The sequence below is a fragment of the Ruminococcus sp. Marseille-P328 genome (genome assembly GCF_964249465.1).
Classification (GTDB): Bacteria; Bacillota; Clostridia; order Lachnospirales; family Lachnospiraceae; genus Blautia_A; species Blautia_A faecis.
This window is the reverse complement of the sequence record NZ_CAXUBQ010000004.1, coordinates 77,976-96,867: the sequence shown is the minus strand read 5'-3', so window position 1 is coordinate 96,867 and position 18,892 is coordinate 77,976. Positions and strand designations below refer to the sequence as shown.

Here is an 18,892-nt window from a genome sequence, read left to right as displayed (position 1 = left end):
GTTTTTTTCGTAACAGAAGCTTACGTTTGGATTCCTGTTACATAAAGAAAACAATTTGCATGAAATCCCTGCTATCAGGGGAAATTATAAGACAGGGGGGACAATCTGAGAACTCATGAATCTTCATGATATAAAACTATACAATATGCACAAAATACAAAATAAAAGTTTGTCTACAATTTAAGTTTCTCGAGAAACCTATTGATTTTGCTGGAAAGTTACGATATTATGAAGCCACCGAAAGGAAAGCAGGACAGACGTGTCCAGGAAAGCTTTCAATAAACAAGTGCTGCGCAGCCTTCATTGAGTAAAATAATGGAGGAAAGAAAGATGAACAAGAAACTTATTTGCACATTAATGGCAGGTACATTGCTGGTTGGTACAGTTACCGGCTGCGGCAGTTCCTCTGAGGGAGATTCTTCTGCAAAAGGAACAGAACTGGAGCTTTTTTCCAGCAAGGCAGAGAACAAGGATATTCTTCAGAAGCTGGTAGACAAATTTAATGAGACACATGAGGACGTGACAATCAAGATCACAGCTCCGGCAGATGCAGGAACTGTATTAAAGACCAGAATGGCGAAGAATGATATGCCGGATATCGTTGCAATGGGCGGTGACAATAACTACACAGAGGTAGAAAGTGCCGGAATGCTGGTGGACTTAAGCAGCGAGGACTACATTTCCAATATTCAGGAATCCTACCTTCAGATGGTATATGATGTAAATAAGGATAAAGAAGAGAAAGCATATGGCGTTCCGTATGCAACAAACACTTCCGGTGTCATTTATAACGTTGACAAATTCAAAGAATATGGCATTGAGATTCCAAAAACATGGGATGAATTCATTGATGTGCTCGAGAAACTTCAGGATGCAGGTGAACAGCCACTTCTTATGACATACAAAGATGCTTGGACAAGTAACTGCCCATGGAACAGTATTGCATCTGACCTTGCTCCGGAGAGCTTCAATGATGACCGTAAAGCCGGCAAGACCACATTCGTTGGAACACACGAGGAAATTGCAGAAAAATATATGAAGCTTCTTGACTATGCTCAGGATGATTTTATGGGACTTACCTATGATGATGGAAATAAAGCTTTTGCAAATGGCGAAGCAGCCATGATCATCAATGGAAACTGGGCAATCAACCAGTACAAAAATGCAAATGCAGATATCAATGTGGATATGTTTGCACTCCCGGCTTCCAATGAGAAATCCCAGAACTATGTAACCTCTGGTGTAGATGTACTTCTTGGTGTATGCAAAGACAGTGCAAATGAAGAAGTGGCAAAAGAATTTGTATCCTTTATGCTTGAGCCGGAAAATGCAAAAATGTACATTGATGATCAGTTTGCTTTCTCAGCTGTAAAAGGTGTAGAGCAGGAGAATGAGACAGTGGCAGGTGTGAAAGAAGATATTGCAGCTGGAAAGGTTGCAAACTTCCCAGATCATTACTATCCATCCGGATTTGATATGTCCGCACTTCTGACCGAAATGTGCCTGAACTACACAAACGGAATGGACAACGAGGAGAACATAAATCAGTTCCTTGCACAGTGCGATGAGAAATATGACATTGCAAATGTAGACTGATCTATATGACTGATGGAAAATACAGGCGAAAGGTGAAGAACGTGAACTGTCACCTTTTGATCCGTATGAATTGTAAGGCTGCTGGCCACTGAGTGAACAGCAGCCTTGTAAGAAAATAAGGGAGGATTCCATGAAGAATAAAGCCCCACGGAAAAAACCTGCTGTTAACCGGGTTTACTACATTTATGTAGGAATTCTTGCAGTTCTGTTTTTCACTTTCCACACCATTCCATTCTTAAAAGGTGTTATGTACAGTTTTACAGACTGGAGAGGATATGGAGAGTGGAATTTTGTAGGACTTCGAAATTATATCCATATGTTTTCTGATGTGGATACAGGAAATGCATATTTGTTTACATTCAAATTTGCGGTGATCACTACTATTCTGGTAAACGTGATCAGTCTGATCCTGGCCTGTGCATTAAATGCAAAGATCAAGTTTAAAAACACAATCAAAGCTTTTTATTTCCTTCCATATATGCTGGGAAGTCTGATTGTAGGATTTATTTTCAACTATATTTTTGCGAACCTGATTCCACAGCTGGGAAAAGGCCTTGGAATCAAAGCTTTAAGTGTAAATATTCTTGGAACCAATCATGCTATCTGGGGAATTGTTGCGGTATCCTTATGGATCGGATGCGCTTTTAACACCTTGATCTACATTGCAGGACTTCAGTCCATTGACACAGATGTATATGAGGCTGCTGACCTGGATGGAGCGACCGGCTTCAAAAGATTCAGCAAAATCACGTTCCCTCTGCTGGCACCATCTTTTACCATCAATATGGTACTTTCCGCAAAGGGTTATCTGATGGTTTACGATCAGATCATGGCTATGACAGATGGCGGTCCTGGAACCAGCACAACATCTATTGCAGTATTGATCTACAAAAAGGGCTTCGGAGGCGGACAGTTCGCTTATCAGTCAGCCAATGCGGTTATGCTTTTTGTTGTAGTAGTACTGATTTCCGTATTCCAGCTGCGTGTACTTGAGAAGAGGGAGGAAAAATTAGGATGAAACAGAATACAGTGAAAGTAAAAGAGCGTTACAACTGGCCTGTTACGATCCTTCTGATCATTGGAATCGTACTTGTCATCCTGCTGCCTCTTTATATGGCACTGATGATCGCCATCAAGGATCCCACAGATATGAACAATATTCTGGCACTGCCAAAGAAAATCAGACTTCAGAACTTTGCAGATGCCTGGGTAATGACTAATTTTCCGAGAAAGTTTTTAAACACAGCGTTTATCACAGTTGTGAATCTTGTTTTCACACTGATCACAAACTCTTTTGCTGCTTATGCCATCACAAGGAACCGTAAAAAGAGTAAATTCTTTTCACTCATGTATTATTACTTTATCAGTGCCATGTTTATACCATTCCAGGTAATCATGCTTCCGCTGGTTGTGCAGGCAAATACTTTTCATCTGGATAACATTTTCGGAATTACATTCCTGTACATTATTTTTGGTCTGCCTATGAATACGTTCCTTTACACAGGTGCGGTAAAGGCAATCCCGGAGGCACTTGACGAAGCAGCCATGATTGACGGGGCAAATCCGATTCAGATTTTTTCCAGGATCATTTTCCCGGTTCTGAAGCCTACCACAGCTACAGTAGCAATTCTTTCCTTCATGTGGACATGGAATGACTTTACCATGCCATTGGTACTGTTAAGTGATGAAAGCCAACAGACACTGCAGCTTGCCCAGTATGTATTTAAAAAACAGTTTTCTGTTGATTATAATCTGGCATTTGCTTCTTATCTGCTTGTTCTGCTTCCAGTGCTGATCGTGTATATTTTCTGTCAGAAATGGATCATGAATGGTGTAGTAGCCGGTGCAGTAAAATAGAGAAAACAAATACGCGCCATGGGGATATTTCACTGCGGTCATGTACCGGGGAAGAATATTCTGTGGGAAAATAAATATAGAATATCAGGAGGACAGCCAGGAAATGAAGAAGAACTGGTGGAAAGAAAGTATTGTATACCAAATCTATCCAAAAAGCTTCAATGACAGCAATGGGGATGGAATTGGTGATATCAGAGGAATTATAGAGAAACTTGATTATCTGAAGGAACTTGGGGTAAATGTTCTGTGGATCTCACCTATGCTGGAGTCCCCACAGGATGACAATGGCTATGATATTTCAGATTATCGCAGAATTTACAAAGATTACGGAACCATGCAGGATTACGAGGAGCTACTTTTTCAGGCGCATGAGCGTGGAATCAAGGTGCTGATGGACCTGGTTGTAAATCATACTTCAGACGAACATCAGTGGTTCCTGGAGAGCAAAAAGTCCAAGGATAATCCGTACCGTGACTATTACATCTGGAAAAATCCGGTAAACGGAAAAGAGCCAAATAACTGGGGCGGTGCATTCGGCGGTTCTGCATGGGAATACGACAATGAGACACAGATGTATTACCTGCACCTGTTTTCCAAAAAACAGCCGGATCTGAACTGGGAAAATGAGAAAGTGCGCCAGGAAGTTTACGATATGATGAAATTCTGGTGTGACAAGGGAATCGACGGCTTCCGTATGGATGTGATCAGTATGATTTCAAAGGATCAGGCTTTCCCGGATGGAGAAGTGAAAAGCGGCCTGTATGGAGATTTCGGTCCATACAGCGTTCACGGTCCGCGGGTCCATGAATTTTTACAGGAAATGAACCGTGAGGTATTGTCCAAATATGATATCATGACAGTTGGGGAAACTTCTGGTGTTACCATTGAAGAGGCACAGAAATATGCCGGGGAAGACAGTGGCGAGCTGAATATGGTGTTCCAGTTTGAACATGTAGAAGATGCTTCCCCGCATGCGGAGTTTGGCAAATGGACCACTGACAGATATGACTTTAAGGCTTTCAAAAAGACGATGATCAAATGGCAGGAGGAACTTCAGGGAAAAGCATGGAACAGTCTTTTCCTGGGAAATCATGATCAGCCAAGAAGCGTTTCCAGATTTGGAAATGACAATCCGGCATACAGAGAGACTTCTGCAAAAATGCTGGCAACCTGTCTTCATATGATGCAGGGAACCCCTTATGTATATCAGGGGGAAGAGCTTGGCATGACAAACGCATATTTTAATAAGCTGGAAGATTATAAGGATATTGAGAGCATTCAGTATTATACGGAGCTGACAGATGCAGGGCTGATGGAGCCGGATTATATGATGAAATGTCTGATGCTCAGAAGCCGTGACAATGCAAGAACACCTATGCAGTGGGATGATTCAGAAAAAGCAGGCTTTACAGATGGAGAGCCGTGGATTAAAATAAATCCGAACTGTAAAGAAATCAATGCAGCCAGTCAGTTGGATGATCTGGATTCCATTTTCCATTATTATCAGAAACTGATCGCTCTTCGCAAGGAGAAAGATATTATTGTGTACGGTGAGTTTGAACCGCTTTGCCGTGAGGATGACCAGATTTTTGCATATATGAGAAAGCTGGATGAGGAAAGACTTCTTACAGTCTGCAATTTCAGTGAGCAGTCAGCAGAATTTGAAGTTCCTGCAGAATTTGAAGGTTCCCGGTGCCTGATTACAAACCTTGACCGAAAAGTATTTAAGGGTAAAATCGTGCTGAAACCATATGAGGCATTTGTGTTATATAAATAAACAGGTTACTGGACGAGAAACGGACAGCAGATAACCAGACTTAAAGGGGCAAAATTTTTTGCCTCTTTTTTGAAAGACGAGGAAGATTGTTATGATCAGAAAATACAGATACGGAGCTCCTTTTGATACGGAGGCAGTAACAGAGAAGATTGAAACAGCGAATGGCGCTTTTCCTTATGGAAAAATCAGCCTGGAAAAGGGCTTTGATTTTACATATGTGATGGATGAGGATGATATTGTTTATGGGCTTGGGGAAGCCAACCGCGGCATCAATAAAAGAGGATACTGCTATATCAGCAATTGTACCGATGATCCAAACCATACGGAAGACAAGCGTTCTTTGTATGGTGCCCACAACTTTATCATTGTAAGCGGAAAGACAACATTTGGACTGTTTTTCGATTACCCTTCTGAACTGACTTTTGATATTGGATATACCAGAATGGACACTCTGAAAGTGACATGCGCAGATGCAGACCTGAATGTGTATGTGATTGAAGGTGAATCTGCCTATGATATTGTAAAGCAGTTCCGCCATGTGATTGGACGCAGCTATATTCCCCCGAAATTTGCATTTGGTTTCGGACAGAGCAGATGGGGATATACCACCAAGGAGGATTTTCGCAAGGTGGCAGCAGGATACCGTGAGAATCACATTCCTCTGGACATGATCTACATGGATATTGATTATATGGATTCCTACAAGGACTTTACGTTGAATCCGGAGAATTTCCCTGATTTCCCGGATTTTGTAAAAGAGATGAAAGACCAGGAGCTACGCCTGATCCCTATTATTGATGCTGGTGTAAAAGTGGAAAGCGGCTATGAGGTTTACGAGGAAGGTGTGGAAAAAAGATACTTCTGCCAGCGGGAGGATGGAAGTGATTTCGTGGCAGCCGTATGGCCTGGGGATACTCATTTCCCGGATTTTCTGAACAAGGATGCCAGAAAGTGGTTTGGAGACAAATATAGCTTCCTTATTAGCCAGGGGATTGAAGGCTTCTGGAACGATATGAATGAGCCTGCTATTTTCTATTCCTCAGAGGGAATGGAAGCGGCGAAGAAACTTGCCGGAGAGTTTTACCAGGATAAAGAAGGTAAGATCCACATTTGGAAAATGCAGGGCGAGCTAAACGGACTCGCAAACAACCCAAAAGATTACCGCAGATTTTATCATAATGTGGATGGCAAAAAGATCCGTCACGACAAGGTACATAACCTGTTTGGCTACAATATGACAAGAGCAGCAGGCGAAGCATTCGACCGCATTGATCCGGAGAAGCGTTTCCTGATGTTTTCCCGTTCCTCCTATATTGGAATGCACCGTTACGGCGGAATCTGGATGGGAGACAATAAATCCTGGTGGTCACACATTCTTCTGAACCTGAAAATGCTGCCGTCTCTGAATATGTGCGGATTCCTTTACACAGGAGCAGATCTTGGCGGATTTGGTGCGGATGCAACAAGAGACCTGGTGCTTCGCCATATGGCACTTGGGGTATTTACTCCGCTTATGCGTAACCATTCCGCAATCGGAACAAGAGAGCAAGAGTGCTATCAGTTTGAGAATGTTGAGGATTTCCGAAATGTGGTAAATACGAGATACCGCCTTGTTCCGTATCTGTACAGCGAATACATGAAGGCCGCTTTAAACGATGATATGTATTTCAAACCACTTGGCTTTGTTTATCCGGATGATAAGATGGCAATCCGGGTGGAAGACCAGCTGATCCTTGGAAATGAGATTATGATCGCACCGGTTTACGAGCAGAACGCAAGAGGGCGTTATGTTTACCTTCCGGAAGAAATGAAGTTTGTGAAATTTCTGACAGACGGAAGTATTTCTGAGGAGATTCTGGAAAAGGGCGTTCATTATGTGGAGGTTGCCTTAAATGAAGTGCATCTGTTTATCCGTAGTGGTAAGTGTATTCCGGTTGCAGAGGCTGCGGAGTGTGTGAAGGATATTGATACTTCCAAACTCACTATGCTGGGATATGAAGGCAGCAGTTATACTTTGTACGAGGATGATGGCGTGCATAAGGAGTACGATAAGGCTGAGAATTATAGAAAATTAGAAAAATAACAGAATGAAAAGATCCCTTGAAAGTCTTTGGAAATTTCACGACGAGGTTTAAAAGATTTTTTAAACAGGATCCAGAAGACAGAAAATCGGAGCTAGCCATCAATTGCCAGCTCCGATTTTTTCAGATACCATATCGATAAACCACACCAACAGAATCAATCCCAGCATGATTGCACCAGCTTTTTCCCAGGCATATTGATTCATGGAAAAAATAAGGGGCGCTCCGATTCCGCCTGCGCCTACCAGACCGAGAACGGAAGCTTCACGGATGTTTACATCAAACCGGTAGAGGATGATAGAGGTGAAAACAGGCTTCAGCTGCGGCAGGACACTGTGGCAGATGGCGGGAAGAGGACGGACCCCCATGGCCAGCAGCGCATGATAGGGACGAGGGTCCAGGGCATCTAGTGCTTCTGTAAATCTTTTGGTGAGAAGTCCGATACTGCATACGGCCAATGTCAGCACTCCTGTGAAAGCTCCTGGCCCGGATACCCGGATGAAAATCAGTCCATACACCAGAAAAGGCACCGAACGGATTACCATGATCACCAGGTTAAAAAGAAAGGACACAGGAGCAGGTACGAAACGTTTGGTATTTAGAAAAGCCAGCGGTGCAGATACAATGGCTCCGATTACCGTTCCAATAAAAGCAATGCACACTGTTTCCAGTAAAAGATACCCAAGCCCATCTTTTTCAGCCGAGAAAAAGAAGCTCCAGTCTGGCTGCAGAAAGCCAGCAAACATATTTCGCAAAGTCTGTGGACTGGTTCTGGAAAAATCCGGCAGGGAAAGGGTAAACGTGCAGATCAGAAACAGGGCAGCCAGAAACAGAAGCAGCAGTCTGGCCTGCTCTTTTTTTATTGTGCGCTCTTTTCGTATCAAGGCGGCCAGATACCGACTGAAATATTCAATCACACACACTGTTAGAAACAGCATCAGCAGAATGGTCCCCACTTTGTCATACTCCAACCAGGAAATCTTCTCATTGAGAAGCAGTCCGATACCGCCAGCTCCCACATATCCTAAAATGGAGCTGTGCCGTACATTGGTTTCCAACAGGTAAAGTGCATTGGTGAGAAATCCAGGAATGATCTCTGGTAGAATTCCATGGATATAAGCCACATACTTTGAAACACCCATAGCCCGAAGTGCCTGGTAAGCTTTTACATCGGCGGCATTTGCATCCTCGTAGGTAAGTTTTGTCATAATGGCAAAGGTGTACAAGGTAATGGCAAAAGTACCTGCAAAGGTTCCAAGCCCGAAAAGAAAGGTAGCAGTAAGCGCCAGAATCAAGGCTGGAAAAGAACGGAGAATCTGGATTACAATTCTAAGTATCCGTCGTATTACAGCTGGAAATCCTAAGTTTGCAGCGCCAAAAGGCGAGAGTACAAGGGCAAAAAAGGTGCCAAGTACCGTTCCGGTAACAGACATCTGAATGGTGTAGAAAAGTGGCAGCAGGATCTTCTGAATATAGGAAAAATCTGGCGGGATCATATCCACGACCAGGTCGGTGAGGTGGTTCCTTCGTTTCCAGAAAGTTACAAGGTCACAGTCTGTGAAATTTGCTGCAAGGAAAAACAAAATCAGAAAAGAAATTGGAACAGCAAATTTTGCCACAATGGAATTTTTGCTTGTTTTGTTATCATTCATAAGCGACACCTCGCTTATTCTCTATCTGAGTATCATTTTTGTTATAAATCTGTGTAGTGATAGAATCAGTCAGATCAGCAGTCTTACCGTCAAATACAACCTTGCCATCTTTCAGACCAATAAGTCGGTCGGAGAACTCCTGGGAGAATTCCAGATTATGGCTGTTCATTAAAATGGTGACACCATCAGTCTCATGAATACTCTTCAGCAACCCTAGAATCTGTCTCCCGGTAACTGGATCAAGAGACGCCACCGGTTCATCTGCCAGCAGGATCGCCGGATGCCGCATAAGTGCTCTTGCAATTGCCACCCTTTGCTTTTGTCCGCCAGACAGGTTCTTAATCGGTTCCTCTGCCTTTTCCAGAAGTCCAACCCGATCCAGCAGTTTCAGAGCTTCTTCTTTACGTGTTTTTCCATAAAGTCCAAACACGCCCTGGAAAAATCCCATATCCGGAAGTCCGGCAGTCAGCACATTCTTCAGACAGGTAGAATTCTCCACCAGACAAAAGTCCTGATAAATGGTTGCGATGGATTTTTGCAGTTCACGTTTTTTCCTTCCTTTTAGAGAATTAAAGCGCTTATCATCCAGAAGCACCTGTCCGCCAGTGCACTCCATCATTCCATTGAGAATGCGAAAGAGCGTTGTCTTCCCCGCCCCCGAAGGCCCGATCACCGAGACAAATTCCCCCTGTGAGACGGAGAAATCCACATCTGCCAGGGCTTTTGTGCCATTATGAAATTTTTTTGCGATATGCTGAATCTGTAAATTCATAGATAAAATTGACCTCGTTTAAAACTACTGCCGAGGCAAATAACTTGCCCCGGCAGTTTAAAATATTTTGTAACTATTCAGAAAAGTTGAAGTCTATTCCATAGACTTCAGCAGCTCCTGCGCCTCTCGTTCGCCATCGTAATTGGAGTCATCGCCCCATTCATATCCAACCTGGCTGAACACACTGATAATATCTTTTCCTTCGTCCGTATTCGCGATCTCAATAAAGGAATCTCCCAGCGCCTGGCGGAAATCTTCATCCTGCATAACTTCAGAAGTCTTGCTGTAGGCAATCATATCATTGTAAATCTTATCTGTAACTCCGATCACACCAGTCTGATTTACCATATCATCTGTACCTCCGAAGGTCTCTTTCCATTCCGGTGCGTATTTGGTACGGATGTGGCCATAAGAAACCATCACATCAGCCTGTCCGGAAGCCAGACGTGCAAGAGAGGTTGTATAAGAATCAGATTCTACCGCATTTGCCAGATCACTGATTCCCTTTCCATATTTTTCGTTCAGCCATAAGCTTGGATAAATATAACCGGAAGCTGAAGTTGGTCCCATAACAGCCCAGGTAGCATCGTTCAGATCATCCCAGGTAAGCTCTTCGCCGTTATTTACCTTTTCCAGTAAAGCCTGTCCCTTTTCGCTTGGACCTGCCAGAATAATAGAACGGTAATAGGTAGACATCTCATCGGTGTTTTCTTCGATTGTACCATCATTCCAATCTTTCGGATCATCAGAATCTTTGTTGATTCCATAGCGAAGGGCGGTAAGAAGAACGTCACAGTCATCAGAGAAAAGTACGTAATTTCCGCCGGAAATAAATCCGATATCTGCGCTTCCTGCACTTAAAGCCTGGCCAACAGCGGTGTAGCTTGTACCTACTGTCATGTCCACGTTCTCCACGTCATACCCCTTGGTGAGCAATGTTTCCTTCAGTAAATTTTCCAGCGGCTCGGTAGCAGTGGTGATAGTGTCGGAATCCGCGTATGGGGAAAATGCAATCTTCAGAGAATCAATCGTCTTAGTGTCCTCTGCAAAAACAGTGACAGCGCTCCCTGCGGTAAGTCCCAGGCATAATGCCATGGAAAGTGCGGATACAATGTGTTTCTTCATAGTGAAATACCTCCATGCTTTTGTTTGATCATATAATGTGTTACTGTGCATTTGAAATGTTACGCAAAGCGAATCGCTGCGAATAAAATGGGCAGTAACTTTATTTCTGCTGGAAGTCGGTTATAACAGGAAAACTGCCAAATTTCAAACCATAACATGTTTGAAAAAAGGTTTTTCCATTATTCTTATTCGCGTAAATAAAAAAATACATGCCTCCCAGCATGTATCGAAAATGACTTTCGAGCAGATGCTGACAATCCACCTGCAAAAAAAGGTGAACAGGTTTCGGTCGATCCTGACGGGATCCTCTCAACCCGGACTTACGGGCTCCCTCGCAATCTGGTTTTCGTCATCACAAATTCTGACCGCAGCACAAGGGCGCTCCCCCTGGCACTGCATTCCGTTAACCGGATAAATTGTATCATACCTGTTCTGGAATTACAATAAAAAATTCTGGTATAGCATTTGTAAAAATGGAGATGTTATTGCTTATTCGAAGTTCAATAATATGGAAAAAAAACATGGCAGTTCTCCATCGAAAATAATTGACGTGGTATATGCTTTAATGATGGAAGGAAAAATCCCCATAACAGATCAAATTTAAGGTCTGTTATGGGGATTTATGTGTAGGAATAGTTATAAAAGTGTAAAACTCTATAATTTCAATCCGTTATTGTGGAAAGCATGCAATTATTTAATTGCATCCAGCGCATTGGAAATATCCGCGATCAGATCCTCTTTATCTTCAAGACCAAGGCTGATACGGATCAGCTCTGCAGGTACACCAGCTTCGATAAGCTGCTCGTCTGTCATCTGTCTGTGGGTGGAGGTGGCAGGGTTCAGGCAGCAGGTTCTTGCATCTGCTACGTGAGTCTCAATTGCGCCAAGCTTTAAGTTCTGCATAAAAGTGGAAGCTGCTTCACGGCCGCCCTTCAGACCGAAGGAAACAACACCGCAGCCGCCGTTTGGCAGATATTTCTTCGCTCTGTCATAGTATTTATTAGATGGAAGTCCAGGGTAATTTACGTAAGCTACCTTCGGATGGCTTTCCAGAAATTCTGCTACAGCCTGTCCATTCTCCACATGCTTCGGCATGCGTACATGCAAGGACTCCAGTCCAAGATTCAGGATGAAAGCACTGTTCGGGGACTGCATGGAACCGAAATCACGCATAAGCTGAGCGGTACATTTCGTGATGAATGCGCCTTCTTTTCCAAATTTCTCAGCATATGTAATTCCGTGATAGCTTTCATCTGGGGTGCAAAGTCCCGGATATCGGTCTTTGTGCGCCATCCAGTCAAAGTGACCGCCATCAATTATAGCACCGCCTAATGCTGCACCATGTCCATCCATGTATTTGGTGGTGGAGTGAGTAACAATATCAGCACCCCATTCGATGGGGCGGCAGTTCACTGGTGTAGGAAAGGTATTATCTACTACAAGGGGAACCCCATGTTCGTGAGCAACTTTTGCAAAAAGTTCAATATCCAGGACGGTGAGTGCCGGATTCGCAATGGTTTCGCCGAACATAACCTTGGTATTTGGCTTGAAAGCTGCGTTTAATTCTTCTTCTGTAGCATCAGGGGAAACGAAGGTTGCGGTGATTCCCATTTTGGCCATGGTAACAGAGATCAGGTTGAAGGTTCCGCCATAAATGGAAGAAGAAGCCACAATGTGGTCTCCGCACTCACAGATATTGAACAGAGCCATGAAATTGGCTGCCTGTCCGGAAGAAGTGAGCATAGCTGCAGTTCCACCCTCCATTGCAGCAATCTTGGCTGCAACATGGTCGCAGGTAGGATTCTGAAGGCGGGAGTAGAAATACCCCTCAGCTTCAAGGTCGAAAAGTTTTCCCATATCCTCGCTGGTATCGTATTTAAAAGTAGTTGACTGAATGATCGGGATTTGCCGCGGTTCTCCGTTGCCAGGTTTATACCCAGCCTGAACACACTTGGTTCCCATTCTGTAATTGTTCATTATGTTCCTCCTCATCTGGTAAAATAAGCTCCCTGTAGGGAAATGTTCACAGGGAGCAAGTACATAAAGCTATAATACCATTTTTATATAAAAATAACAATGGTGGAGCTGCTTTTTGTATAGAATAGGTGGAAGGAACAGTAGTAAATGAAGACTGTAGCTTTACGGAAAATTTTTTTCATGTTATCATGACTTCAATGGAGAAGGTAAAAGGGGAAATGCATTATGATTACAATTGCAATTGTGGAAGACGACAATGAATATCGTCAGCAATACAGGGAATATCTGGGAAAGATGGAGACACAGCTGGGGGAAAGCTTCCAGATTAGGGAATTTACAGATGGAGACGGGATTTTAGCGTCCTATAAAGCGGATTTTGATATTATTCTCATGGATATTGAGATGAGTTTTGTCAATGGAATGGAAGCCGCAGAAGGAATCCGGAAGCTGGATCATGAAGTGGTGATTATTTTTATTACCAATATGCCACAGTATGTGATGGAGGGCTACAAGGTTCAGGCTTTTGATTATATTTTGAAACCTATCACATACTTCGCTTTTTCAAAAACGATCAATCATGCCATAGAAAGAATGGCCGTGAGAAAACGTCAGTATACAACCATTGCAATTCGAAATGGAATACAGCGTATTGATATGCAGGAGCTGGTTTACGTGGAAGTTAGAGACCATGAATTGATTTATTATACAACAGGTGAGAGTTATACAGCACGTGGATCCATGAAGGATGCAGAAGAAGTTTTGAAAAATTTTAGCTTTTTTCGCTGCAATAAATGTTACCTGATTAATCTCGCCTATGTGGAACGGGTTCAGAATAATGATGTATTTCTTGGAAAATATGTGGTTGCAGTTTCAAGAGCAAGAAGAAAACAGCTGATGGATGCAATCAACGATTATCTGAATGAAGTTTCAAAATAGGAGGGATATGGATGGCTCAGAATATTTACAATTATTTTTTTGAATATGATTTATCAAAAACTCCAGGCTTTATTTATGTGCTGGCAAATTTCCTGGGAGTTATTATATATACATCGTTCAATCCAAGAAGACGCAAGGATATATGGAGCTATGTGGAACTGATTATTCTGGAGCTGATGTATCTGATTTACAATTTTTTAACCAGAGATATATCCACTGTTTTGTTTATTCCAAGTATTATAGGTGCTTTTTTATTTACCACTCTTATGATCTATGCTGTTTGTGACATGAATCGGCGAAATGTAATTTATTATGCTGTGCGCGCTTATGCATTTGGAGAACTCGCAGGAGCCTTGGGATGGCAGCTGGTGTCTTATGTATTTGAAAACCGCAGAGCTCCCTATTCTGTATCCGTCCAGTGTTTGATTACAGTTGGTACATTGGCGGCTTTGTTTGTGTTTTTTCTTATGGCAGAAAAGTATATAAACCGTGATCAAAAACATCTTCATGTAGAGAGAAAAGAAGTTGTTATTTCTGTGGTTATGTGTGTATGTATGATCGCAGCCAGCAATTTAAGCTATGTAACTGCCAGTACGCCTTTTTCCAGCAGAGTTCCGGGGGATATTTATATTATCCGGACAATTGTAGATATTGCTGGCGTAAGCCTTCTTAGCGCATATCATATCATTTTGAAAGAATCACATGAAAAAATGGAAATGGCACAGATGGCAGCACTACATAGAATGCAGTATGCCAATTATCAGGTATCCAGAACCAGTATTGATCTGATAAACCAGAAGTATCATGATCTGAAGCATCAGATAGAATTTTTAAAAATGGAAATTTCTGAGAAAGATAAAATTGCATATCTGAACAAAATGGAAAAAGAAATTCAGCAATATGAAGCGGAGAATAAAACGGGAAACAGAATTTTAGATACCATTCTTACCACGAAAAGCCTTAATTGTCAGGAGAAAAATATTCAGATGACCTGTGTGGCAGATGGAAAAGCTCTGGATTTTGTAAATCCTATGGATATCTGTTCCATATTTGGAAATGCACTTGATAATGCGATTACAAGTGCGGAAAAAGTGGAAAATCCGGAGAGAAGGCTGATTCATGTTACTGTCTCCCAAGAAAAAAGCTTTCTTCGGATCAAAATAGAAAACAGTTTTCAAGGCGTGCTGAAGATGAAGAATCAATTGCCGATTACAACGAAGGAGGATCGGCGCTATCATGGATTTGGCTTAAAGAGCATGAAAGAGATTGCTGAGAAGTATAAAGGTTCTATGACTGTATCTGCAAAAGATGGATGGTTTGAATTGCGCATTCTGATTCCGTTACCAGAGAGTGAAAAATAATATCGTATAGCCAATGACTTTTGTATCAACAGTAAATATACACAAAAATAAAGCTAAACAATATACAAAATACACAAAAAAGAAACGGCAAGAGAAAGCATAATTGAATAAAATATCAGATTACGTAAAAAAATGCTGTTTTACGTCAAAAAAAGATATTGCAGATTTCTGGATGTTATAATCCTCTTACATAAAAAAAAGGAGGATTCATCTATGAAACAGAAAAATGTGATACGTGGTTTGGCTGGCTTATCTGCTACGCTTCTGGCGGTGAGCAGTGCCGCAACTGCAGTAGCAGCCACGCGAACAGATTTTATCAACTCAAAGCTTGGAACATCCAGTTTTAAGCTGGTTGAAAAAGGAGATGGAACGGGCGATTCCATTTACTTTGACTCTGAATTTTCTTCTGTCCAGGATCTGATTGATGCGAAAAAACAACTTGCGGAAGAAATCAGTGAAGAAGGAAGTGTTCTTTTTAAAAATACAAATGAGGCTCTTCCTATTGATAAAACAAGGGAAAAAGTAACCTTATGGGGAATGAACTCTCATGTTCCCACTCTGGGCGGCGAGATCGGCTCTTCTGTTGCTGGCCCTGAGGATGCTGTTTTTTATGGATTAGAGGAAGCTTTTGCAGAAAAAGAATTTGATGTAAATCAGGATATGATCGATTTTTATTCCAGTGATACCGTAGCCAAATACATGAGATTGGGCGGTTTCGGACAGCCTGGACACAGTCTTACACCTGGATTTGGTCCGATGTATGAAGAAAATAAGGATTATCCAATCGGAGAGATACCAGCCAGTGAATATTCTGATGAGCTGTTAAAAAGTGCAGATGATACAGCGGCTGTAGTTGTAATTTCAAGAGACAGCTCTGAGGCAGCAGACTATGAACCTGATATGGTAAATACAACCTCTGGAGACAGTTTTGAACGTCCATTAGCATTGTCTGAGTATGAGCGCCAGATGATTGCTCTTGCAAAGGAGCATAGCACAAAGGTGATTGTGCTGATAAATTCGGATAATCCAATTGAAATAGAAGAATTAAAAGAAGATGAGGAAATTGATTCTATTCTCTGGACAGGACTGCCAGGAATGTATGGATTTCTTGGTGTTGCAGATGTACTTAGCGGAGAGGCTAATCCATCCGGACATATTTCCGATACATACGCAGTAAACTCCACATCTGCTCCTTCCATGGTGAATTTTGGAATTTATACCTATTCTAACAGTTCCACATCCGGTGAAAAGGACAGCCTTACAGAAGCAAATAAAGGGGACTGGTTTGAAGTAGAATCTGAGGGAATTTACAATGGATACAAGTATTATGAAACCCGTTATGAGGATTGTGTTCTTGGAATAGGAAACGCAGATACTACAGAAGGATCTTCTACCGGTGATGCATGGGATTATGCAGATGAGGTAAGTTACCCATTTGGATATGGCCTGTCTTATACAACATTTGAGCAGAAGCTGGAAAGTGTAGAGGTACAGCCTGGAACAGTGGGAAAGGCTACGGTAACAGTTACGAATACAGGAGATGTTGCTGGAAAGGATGTGGCACAGCTTTATGTACAGGCACCTTACACAGAAGGCGGCATAGAAAAGTCTGCAATCCAGCTGGTAGGAATCGCAAAAACACAGCTTCTTGAACCAGGAGAATCTGAAACTGTGGAAATCGAGATCAATCCGGCATATTTCGCAAGCTATAATGAAAATGCAGTGAAAGCTGATGAAACCACAGGCGCATGGGTTCTGGATGAAGGAGACTATTATTTTGCTCTTGGAAATGGTGTACATGAGGCTTTGAATAATGTTCTTGCAAAGAAGAACGGATCTGGAGATGGACTTGTGTCTGTAAATGAGGATGCAGTGGTTAATCCGGAGAATGTCCAGGTATGGAATCTGGCTGCAAAGGATATAGAAACATATTCTGCAAATGTACAGAATGCATTGCAGGATTGTGATATTAACAATCTGATTGAAAATACAGTAGAGTATACTACCAGAACAGACTGGAGCAAAGGCTGGATTGCAGTGGAAAGCATTACTCCCACAGAAGCTATGATGGAGGGGCTGAGAAACAGCAGAACAGAACTTACAGAAAATGGTGAGGGAACAACCTGGGGAAAAGAAAATGGCCTGAAGCTGATTGACATGATGATAACAGATGAAAATGGTAATTATTCAGGGGTGATTGATATTAATGATCCTATGTGGGATCAGTTGATTGAACAGATGTCTCTGGATGAGGCTATTCAGTTTATAGAGTATGGCGGCGATGACATTGAGAATATTGACTCCGTATTTCTTCCAAGAACCTATGAACAGGATGGGCCTATCGGATTTTCCTATGATCAGGTAGCTGGTTACAGTGCAAGATGGTCAAAGGATCTTTCTGATGAGCCTACCTATGTAGGAGAGGACGATAAAAATGCGGATACTTCCATGGCAACATTCCCAACAGAGGTTGTAGTGGCCGCAACATTTAATACCAATCTTCTTGAGCGTGAAGGAGAACTTCTTGGAGAAGATGGACTGTGGTCCAATATCAGTGTTATCAATGCGCCTGGCTTAAATCTTCACAGAGCTGTTTATTGTGCAAGAAACTTTGAATATTATTCAGAAGATTCCATGCTTACCAACATTTTGGGAAAAGCAGTCTGCCAGGGAGCCCAGTCAAAAGGTCTTATGGCAGCAGTAAAACATTTTGCATATAACCATCAGGAAACCAACCGTTCTGGAATGTCTGTGTTCTTTACCGAGCAGGCCGCAAGAGAAAATGAGCTGAGAGGCTTCCAGGGCGCAATGGCAGAGAACATTGCGGGAGGTGCCATGACTGCATTTAACCGTGTTGGAGTGGATTATTCTGGTGCCAGCAGGAATCTTTTAGAGCAGATTACAAGAAATGAATGGGGCTATACTGGTGCATATGTTACAGATATGATCAATGGTGCCGATTACATGAACTGGAGAGATATTGTGTTTAATGGCGGCGGTATTGCACTTACTTCTGCAGCATATGCAGATTCTGAAATCGGCCTGATGGAAGACGTTAAAGCGGATATTGCAAAAGATACTGCTTTCCAGGAGGCATTGAAACTTAATATTAAATACTGGCTTTATAACCTTGTAAAAACAAATGCAATGAATGGAATCACAAATACAAGTGTTATGGAATCTGTAATTCCATGGTGGCAGATGGCCTTCTATGGTGTAGATGCATTCCTTGTATTACTCACTCTGTTATTCATTGTATTATATGCAAAAAAGTTAAAGAAAGCATAAGAAGGGAGAAGTCAGAATGAAAAAAACAACAGGTGAAAAAAAGGTTGGATTTTATCTGGTTATTGCAGCGGCTCTTCTTTCTCTGGTGAGCCTGCTGGTTTACCGTACTGTACTTAGTCGGCTTGGAATGGTATATGGGTTATCTGTAATTCCGGCTATTGTAGTAGTAATGGTAATGACCGGAGTGAAAATTGCAGGAGCAAAGGAACTGATTAACTGGGCTGCACCAGTGAATGCAGTGGTTACAGCACTTACGGCTATTATGAGCTGCAGCCTTATGCTGGATGCATTTGGTTACGTGGTATCTGGCTTGTATCAGTTCAGCCAGATTAAGTCCTATATTGTTTATGCGGTAATCGTGGTAATTGCAGTGATTTTAAATGTAGTGGCAGGCTTTACAGGAATTGTAGAAGAAAATTAAAAAGTAACAGAGAATGATCAAAAGACCTGGCAATGGAAGTGAGGATTTA

At 42.2% G+C, this 18,892-nt stretch carries 13 protein-coding genes; 9 read left to right on the top strand and 4 right to left on the bottom strand.

The features are described from left to right. Positions 1 to 330 precede the first annotated feature (330 nt). The 5 genes from ACESTK_RS04345 (at position 331) to ACESTK_RS04325 (ending at position 7,313) form a co-directional block, all read left to right on the top strand. The gene (locus ACESTK_RS04345; RefSeq protein WP_373118860.1) at positions 331 to 1,596 is read left to right on the top strand and encodes an ABC transporter substrate-binding protein; all 1,266 of its coding nucleotides are present in this window, start codon (positions 331 to 333) and stop codon (positions 1,594 to 1,596) included. A gap of 130 nt (positions 1,597 to 1,726) precedes the next feature. Then, complete coding sequence (locus tag ACESTK_RS04340) at positions 1,727 to 2,614, top strand: carbohydrate ABC transporter permease (protein ID WP_226836902.1); 888 nt, start codon at positions 1,727 to 1,729, stop codon at positions 2,612 to 2,614. After that, positions 2,611 to 3,453: an ABC transporter permease subunit gene (locus ACESTK_RS04335; protein ID WP_178728443.1), complete on the top strand. Its 843-nt coding sequence runs from the start codon at positions 2,611 to 2,613 to the stop codon at positions 3,451 to 3,453. The genes ACESTK_RS04340 and ACESTK_RS04335 overlap by 4 nt, the downstream gene beginning before the upstream one ends. A 103-nt stretch (positions 3,454 to 3,556) precedes the next feature. After that, positions 3,557 to 5,230 (top strand): alpha-glucosidase, encoded by a 1,674-nt coding sequence (locus tag ACESTK_RS04330; protein ID WP_195409470.1) that lies wholly within the window; start codon positions 3,557 to 3,559, stop codon positions 5,228 to 5,230. A gap of 91 nt (positions 5,231 to 5,321) precedes the next feature. Beyond that, positions 5,322 to 7,313: a TIM-barrel domain-containing protein gene (locus ACESTK_RS04325; protein ID WP_226854321.1), complete on the top strand. Its 1,992-nt coding sequence runs from the start codon at positions 5,322 to 5,324 to the stop codon at positions 7,311 to 7,313. 99 nt (positions 7,314 to 7,412) lie between these two features. Here ACESTK_RS04325 and phnE read toward each other — a convergent pair whose 3' ends face one another. The 4 genes from phnE to ACESTK_RS04305 form a co-directional block, all read right to left on the bottom strand. Next, entirely contained in the window at positions 7,413 to 8,963 is a 1,551-nt protein-coding gene (gene phnE / locus ACESTK_RS04320) for a phosphonate ABC transporter, permease protein PhnE (RefSeq protein WP_226854322.1), read from the bottom strand. Beyond that, a complete protein-coding gene (gene phnC / locus ACESTK_RS04315) occupies positions 8,956 to 9,735 on the bottom strand; it encodes a phosphonate ABC transporter ATP-binding protein (RefSeq protein ID WP_373118856.1) in 780 nt (259 codons plus the stop codon). Before phnC ends, phnE begins: the two co-directional genes overlap by 8 nt. Positions 9,736 to 9,828: 93 nt before the next feature. Next, the gene (locus ACESTK_RS04310) at positions 9,829 to 10,860 is read right to left on the bottom strand and encodes a phosphate/phosphite/phosphonate ABC transporter substrate-binding protein (protein ID WP_373118854.1); all 1,032 of its coding nucleotides are present in this window, start codon (positions 10,858 to 10,860) and stop codon (positions 9,829 to 9,831) included. 690 nt (positions 10,861 to 11,550) lie between these two features. Then, complete coding sequence (locus ACESTK_RS04305; protein WP_148461650.1) at positions 11,551 to 12,837, bottom strand: O-acetylhomoserine aminocarboxypropyltransferase/cysteine synthase family protein; 1,287 nt, start codon at positions 12,835 to 12,837, stop codon at positions 11,551 to 11,553. A gap of 225 nt (positions 12,838 to 13,062) precedes the next feature. On the opposite strand from ACESTK_RS04305, the gene ACESTK_RS04300 reads away from it, so the two are divergent. The 4 genes from ACESTK_RS04300 (at position 13,063) to ACESTK_RS04285 (ending at position 18,843) form a co-directional block, all read left to right on the top strand. Further along, entirely contained in the window at positions 13,063 to 13,773 is a 711-nt protein-coding gene (locus ACESTK_RS04300; protein ID WP_373118852.1) for a LytR/AlgR family response regulator transcription factor, read from the top strand. 11 nt (positions 13,774 to 13,784) lie between these two features. Continuing rightward, positions 13,785 to 15,134 carry an ATP-binding protein gene (locus ACESTK_RS04295; RefSeq protein WP_195477650.1) on the top strand — a complete coding sequence of 450 codons (1,350 nt, stop codon included), beginning with the start codon at positions 13,785 to 13,787 and terminating at the stop codon, positions 15,132 to 15,134. A 213-nt stretch (positions 15,135 to 15,347) separates the two neighbouring features. Further along, a complete protein-coding gene (locus ACESTK_RS04290) occupies positions 15,348 to 18,422 on the top strand; it encodes a glycoside hydrolase family 3 C-terminal domain-containing protein (protein ID WP_373118849.1) in 3,075 nt (1,024 codons plus the stop codon). Positions 18,423 to 18,438: 16 nt separating this feature from the next. After that, entirely contained in the window at positions 18,439 to 18,843 is a 405-nt protein-coding gene (locus ACESTK_RS04285; RefSeq protein WP_373118846.1) for a hypothetical protein, read from the top strand. The last annotated feature ends 49 nt before the right edge of the window (positions 18,844 to 18,892 follow it).

Bases quoted from the DNA above. Each gene is read 5' to 3' on its own strand.
- ACESTK_RS04335 (WP_178728443.1), top strand. From the start codon at position 2,611: ATGAAACAGAATACAGTGAAAGTAAAAGAGCGTTACAACTGGCCTGTT.
- ACESTK_RS04330 (WP_195409470.1), top strand. From the start codon at position 3,557: ATGAAGAAGAACTGGTGGAAAGAAAGTATTGTATACCAAATCTATCCA.
- ACESTK_RS04325 (WP_226854321.1), top strand. From the start codon at position 5,322: ATGATCAGAAAATACAGATACGGAGCTCCTTTTGATACGGAGGCAGTA.
- ACESTK_RS04305 (WP_148461650.1), bottom strand. From the start codon at position 12,837: ATGAACAATTACAGAATGGGAACCAAGTGTGTTCAGGCTGGGTATAAA.
- ACESTK_RS04345 (WP_373118860.1), top strand. From the start codon at position 331: ATGAACAAGAAACTTATTTGCACATTAATGGCAGGTACATTGCTGGTT.
- phnC (WP_373118856.1), bottom strand. From the start codon at position 9,735: ATGAATTTACAGATTCAGCATATCGCAAAAAAATTTCATAATGGCACA.
- ACESTK_RS04290 (WP_373118849.1), top strand. From the start codon at position 15,348: ATGAAACAGAAAAATGTGATACGTGGTTTGGCTGGCTTATCTGCTACG.
- phnE (WP_226854322.1), bottom strand. From the start codon at position 8,963: ATGAATGATAACAAAACAAGCAAAAATTCCATTGTGGCAAAATTTGCT.
- ACESTK_RS04340 (WP_226836902.1), top strand. From the start codon at position 1,727: ATGAAGAATAAAGCCCCACGGAAAAAACCTGCTGTTAACCGGGTTTAC.
- ACESTK_RS04295 (WP_195477650.1), top strand. From the start codon at position 13,785: ATGGCTCAGAATATTTACAATTATTTTTTTGAATATGATTTATCAAAA.
- ACESTK_RS04310 (WP_373118854.1), bottom strand. From the start codon at position 10,860: ATGAAGAAACACATTGTATCCGCACTTTCCATGGCATTATGCCTGGGA.
- ACESTK_RS04285 (WP_373118846.1), top strand. From the start codon at position 18,439: ATGAAAAAAACAACAGGTGAAAAAAAGGTTGGATTTTATCTGGTTATT.
- ACESTK_RS04300 (WP_373118852.1), top strand. From the start codon at position 13,063: ATGATTACAATTGCAATTGTGGAAGACGACAATGAATATCGTCAGCAA.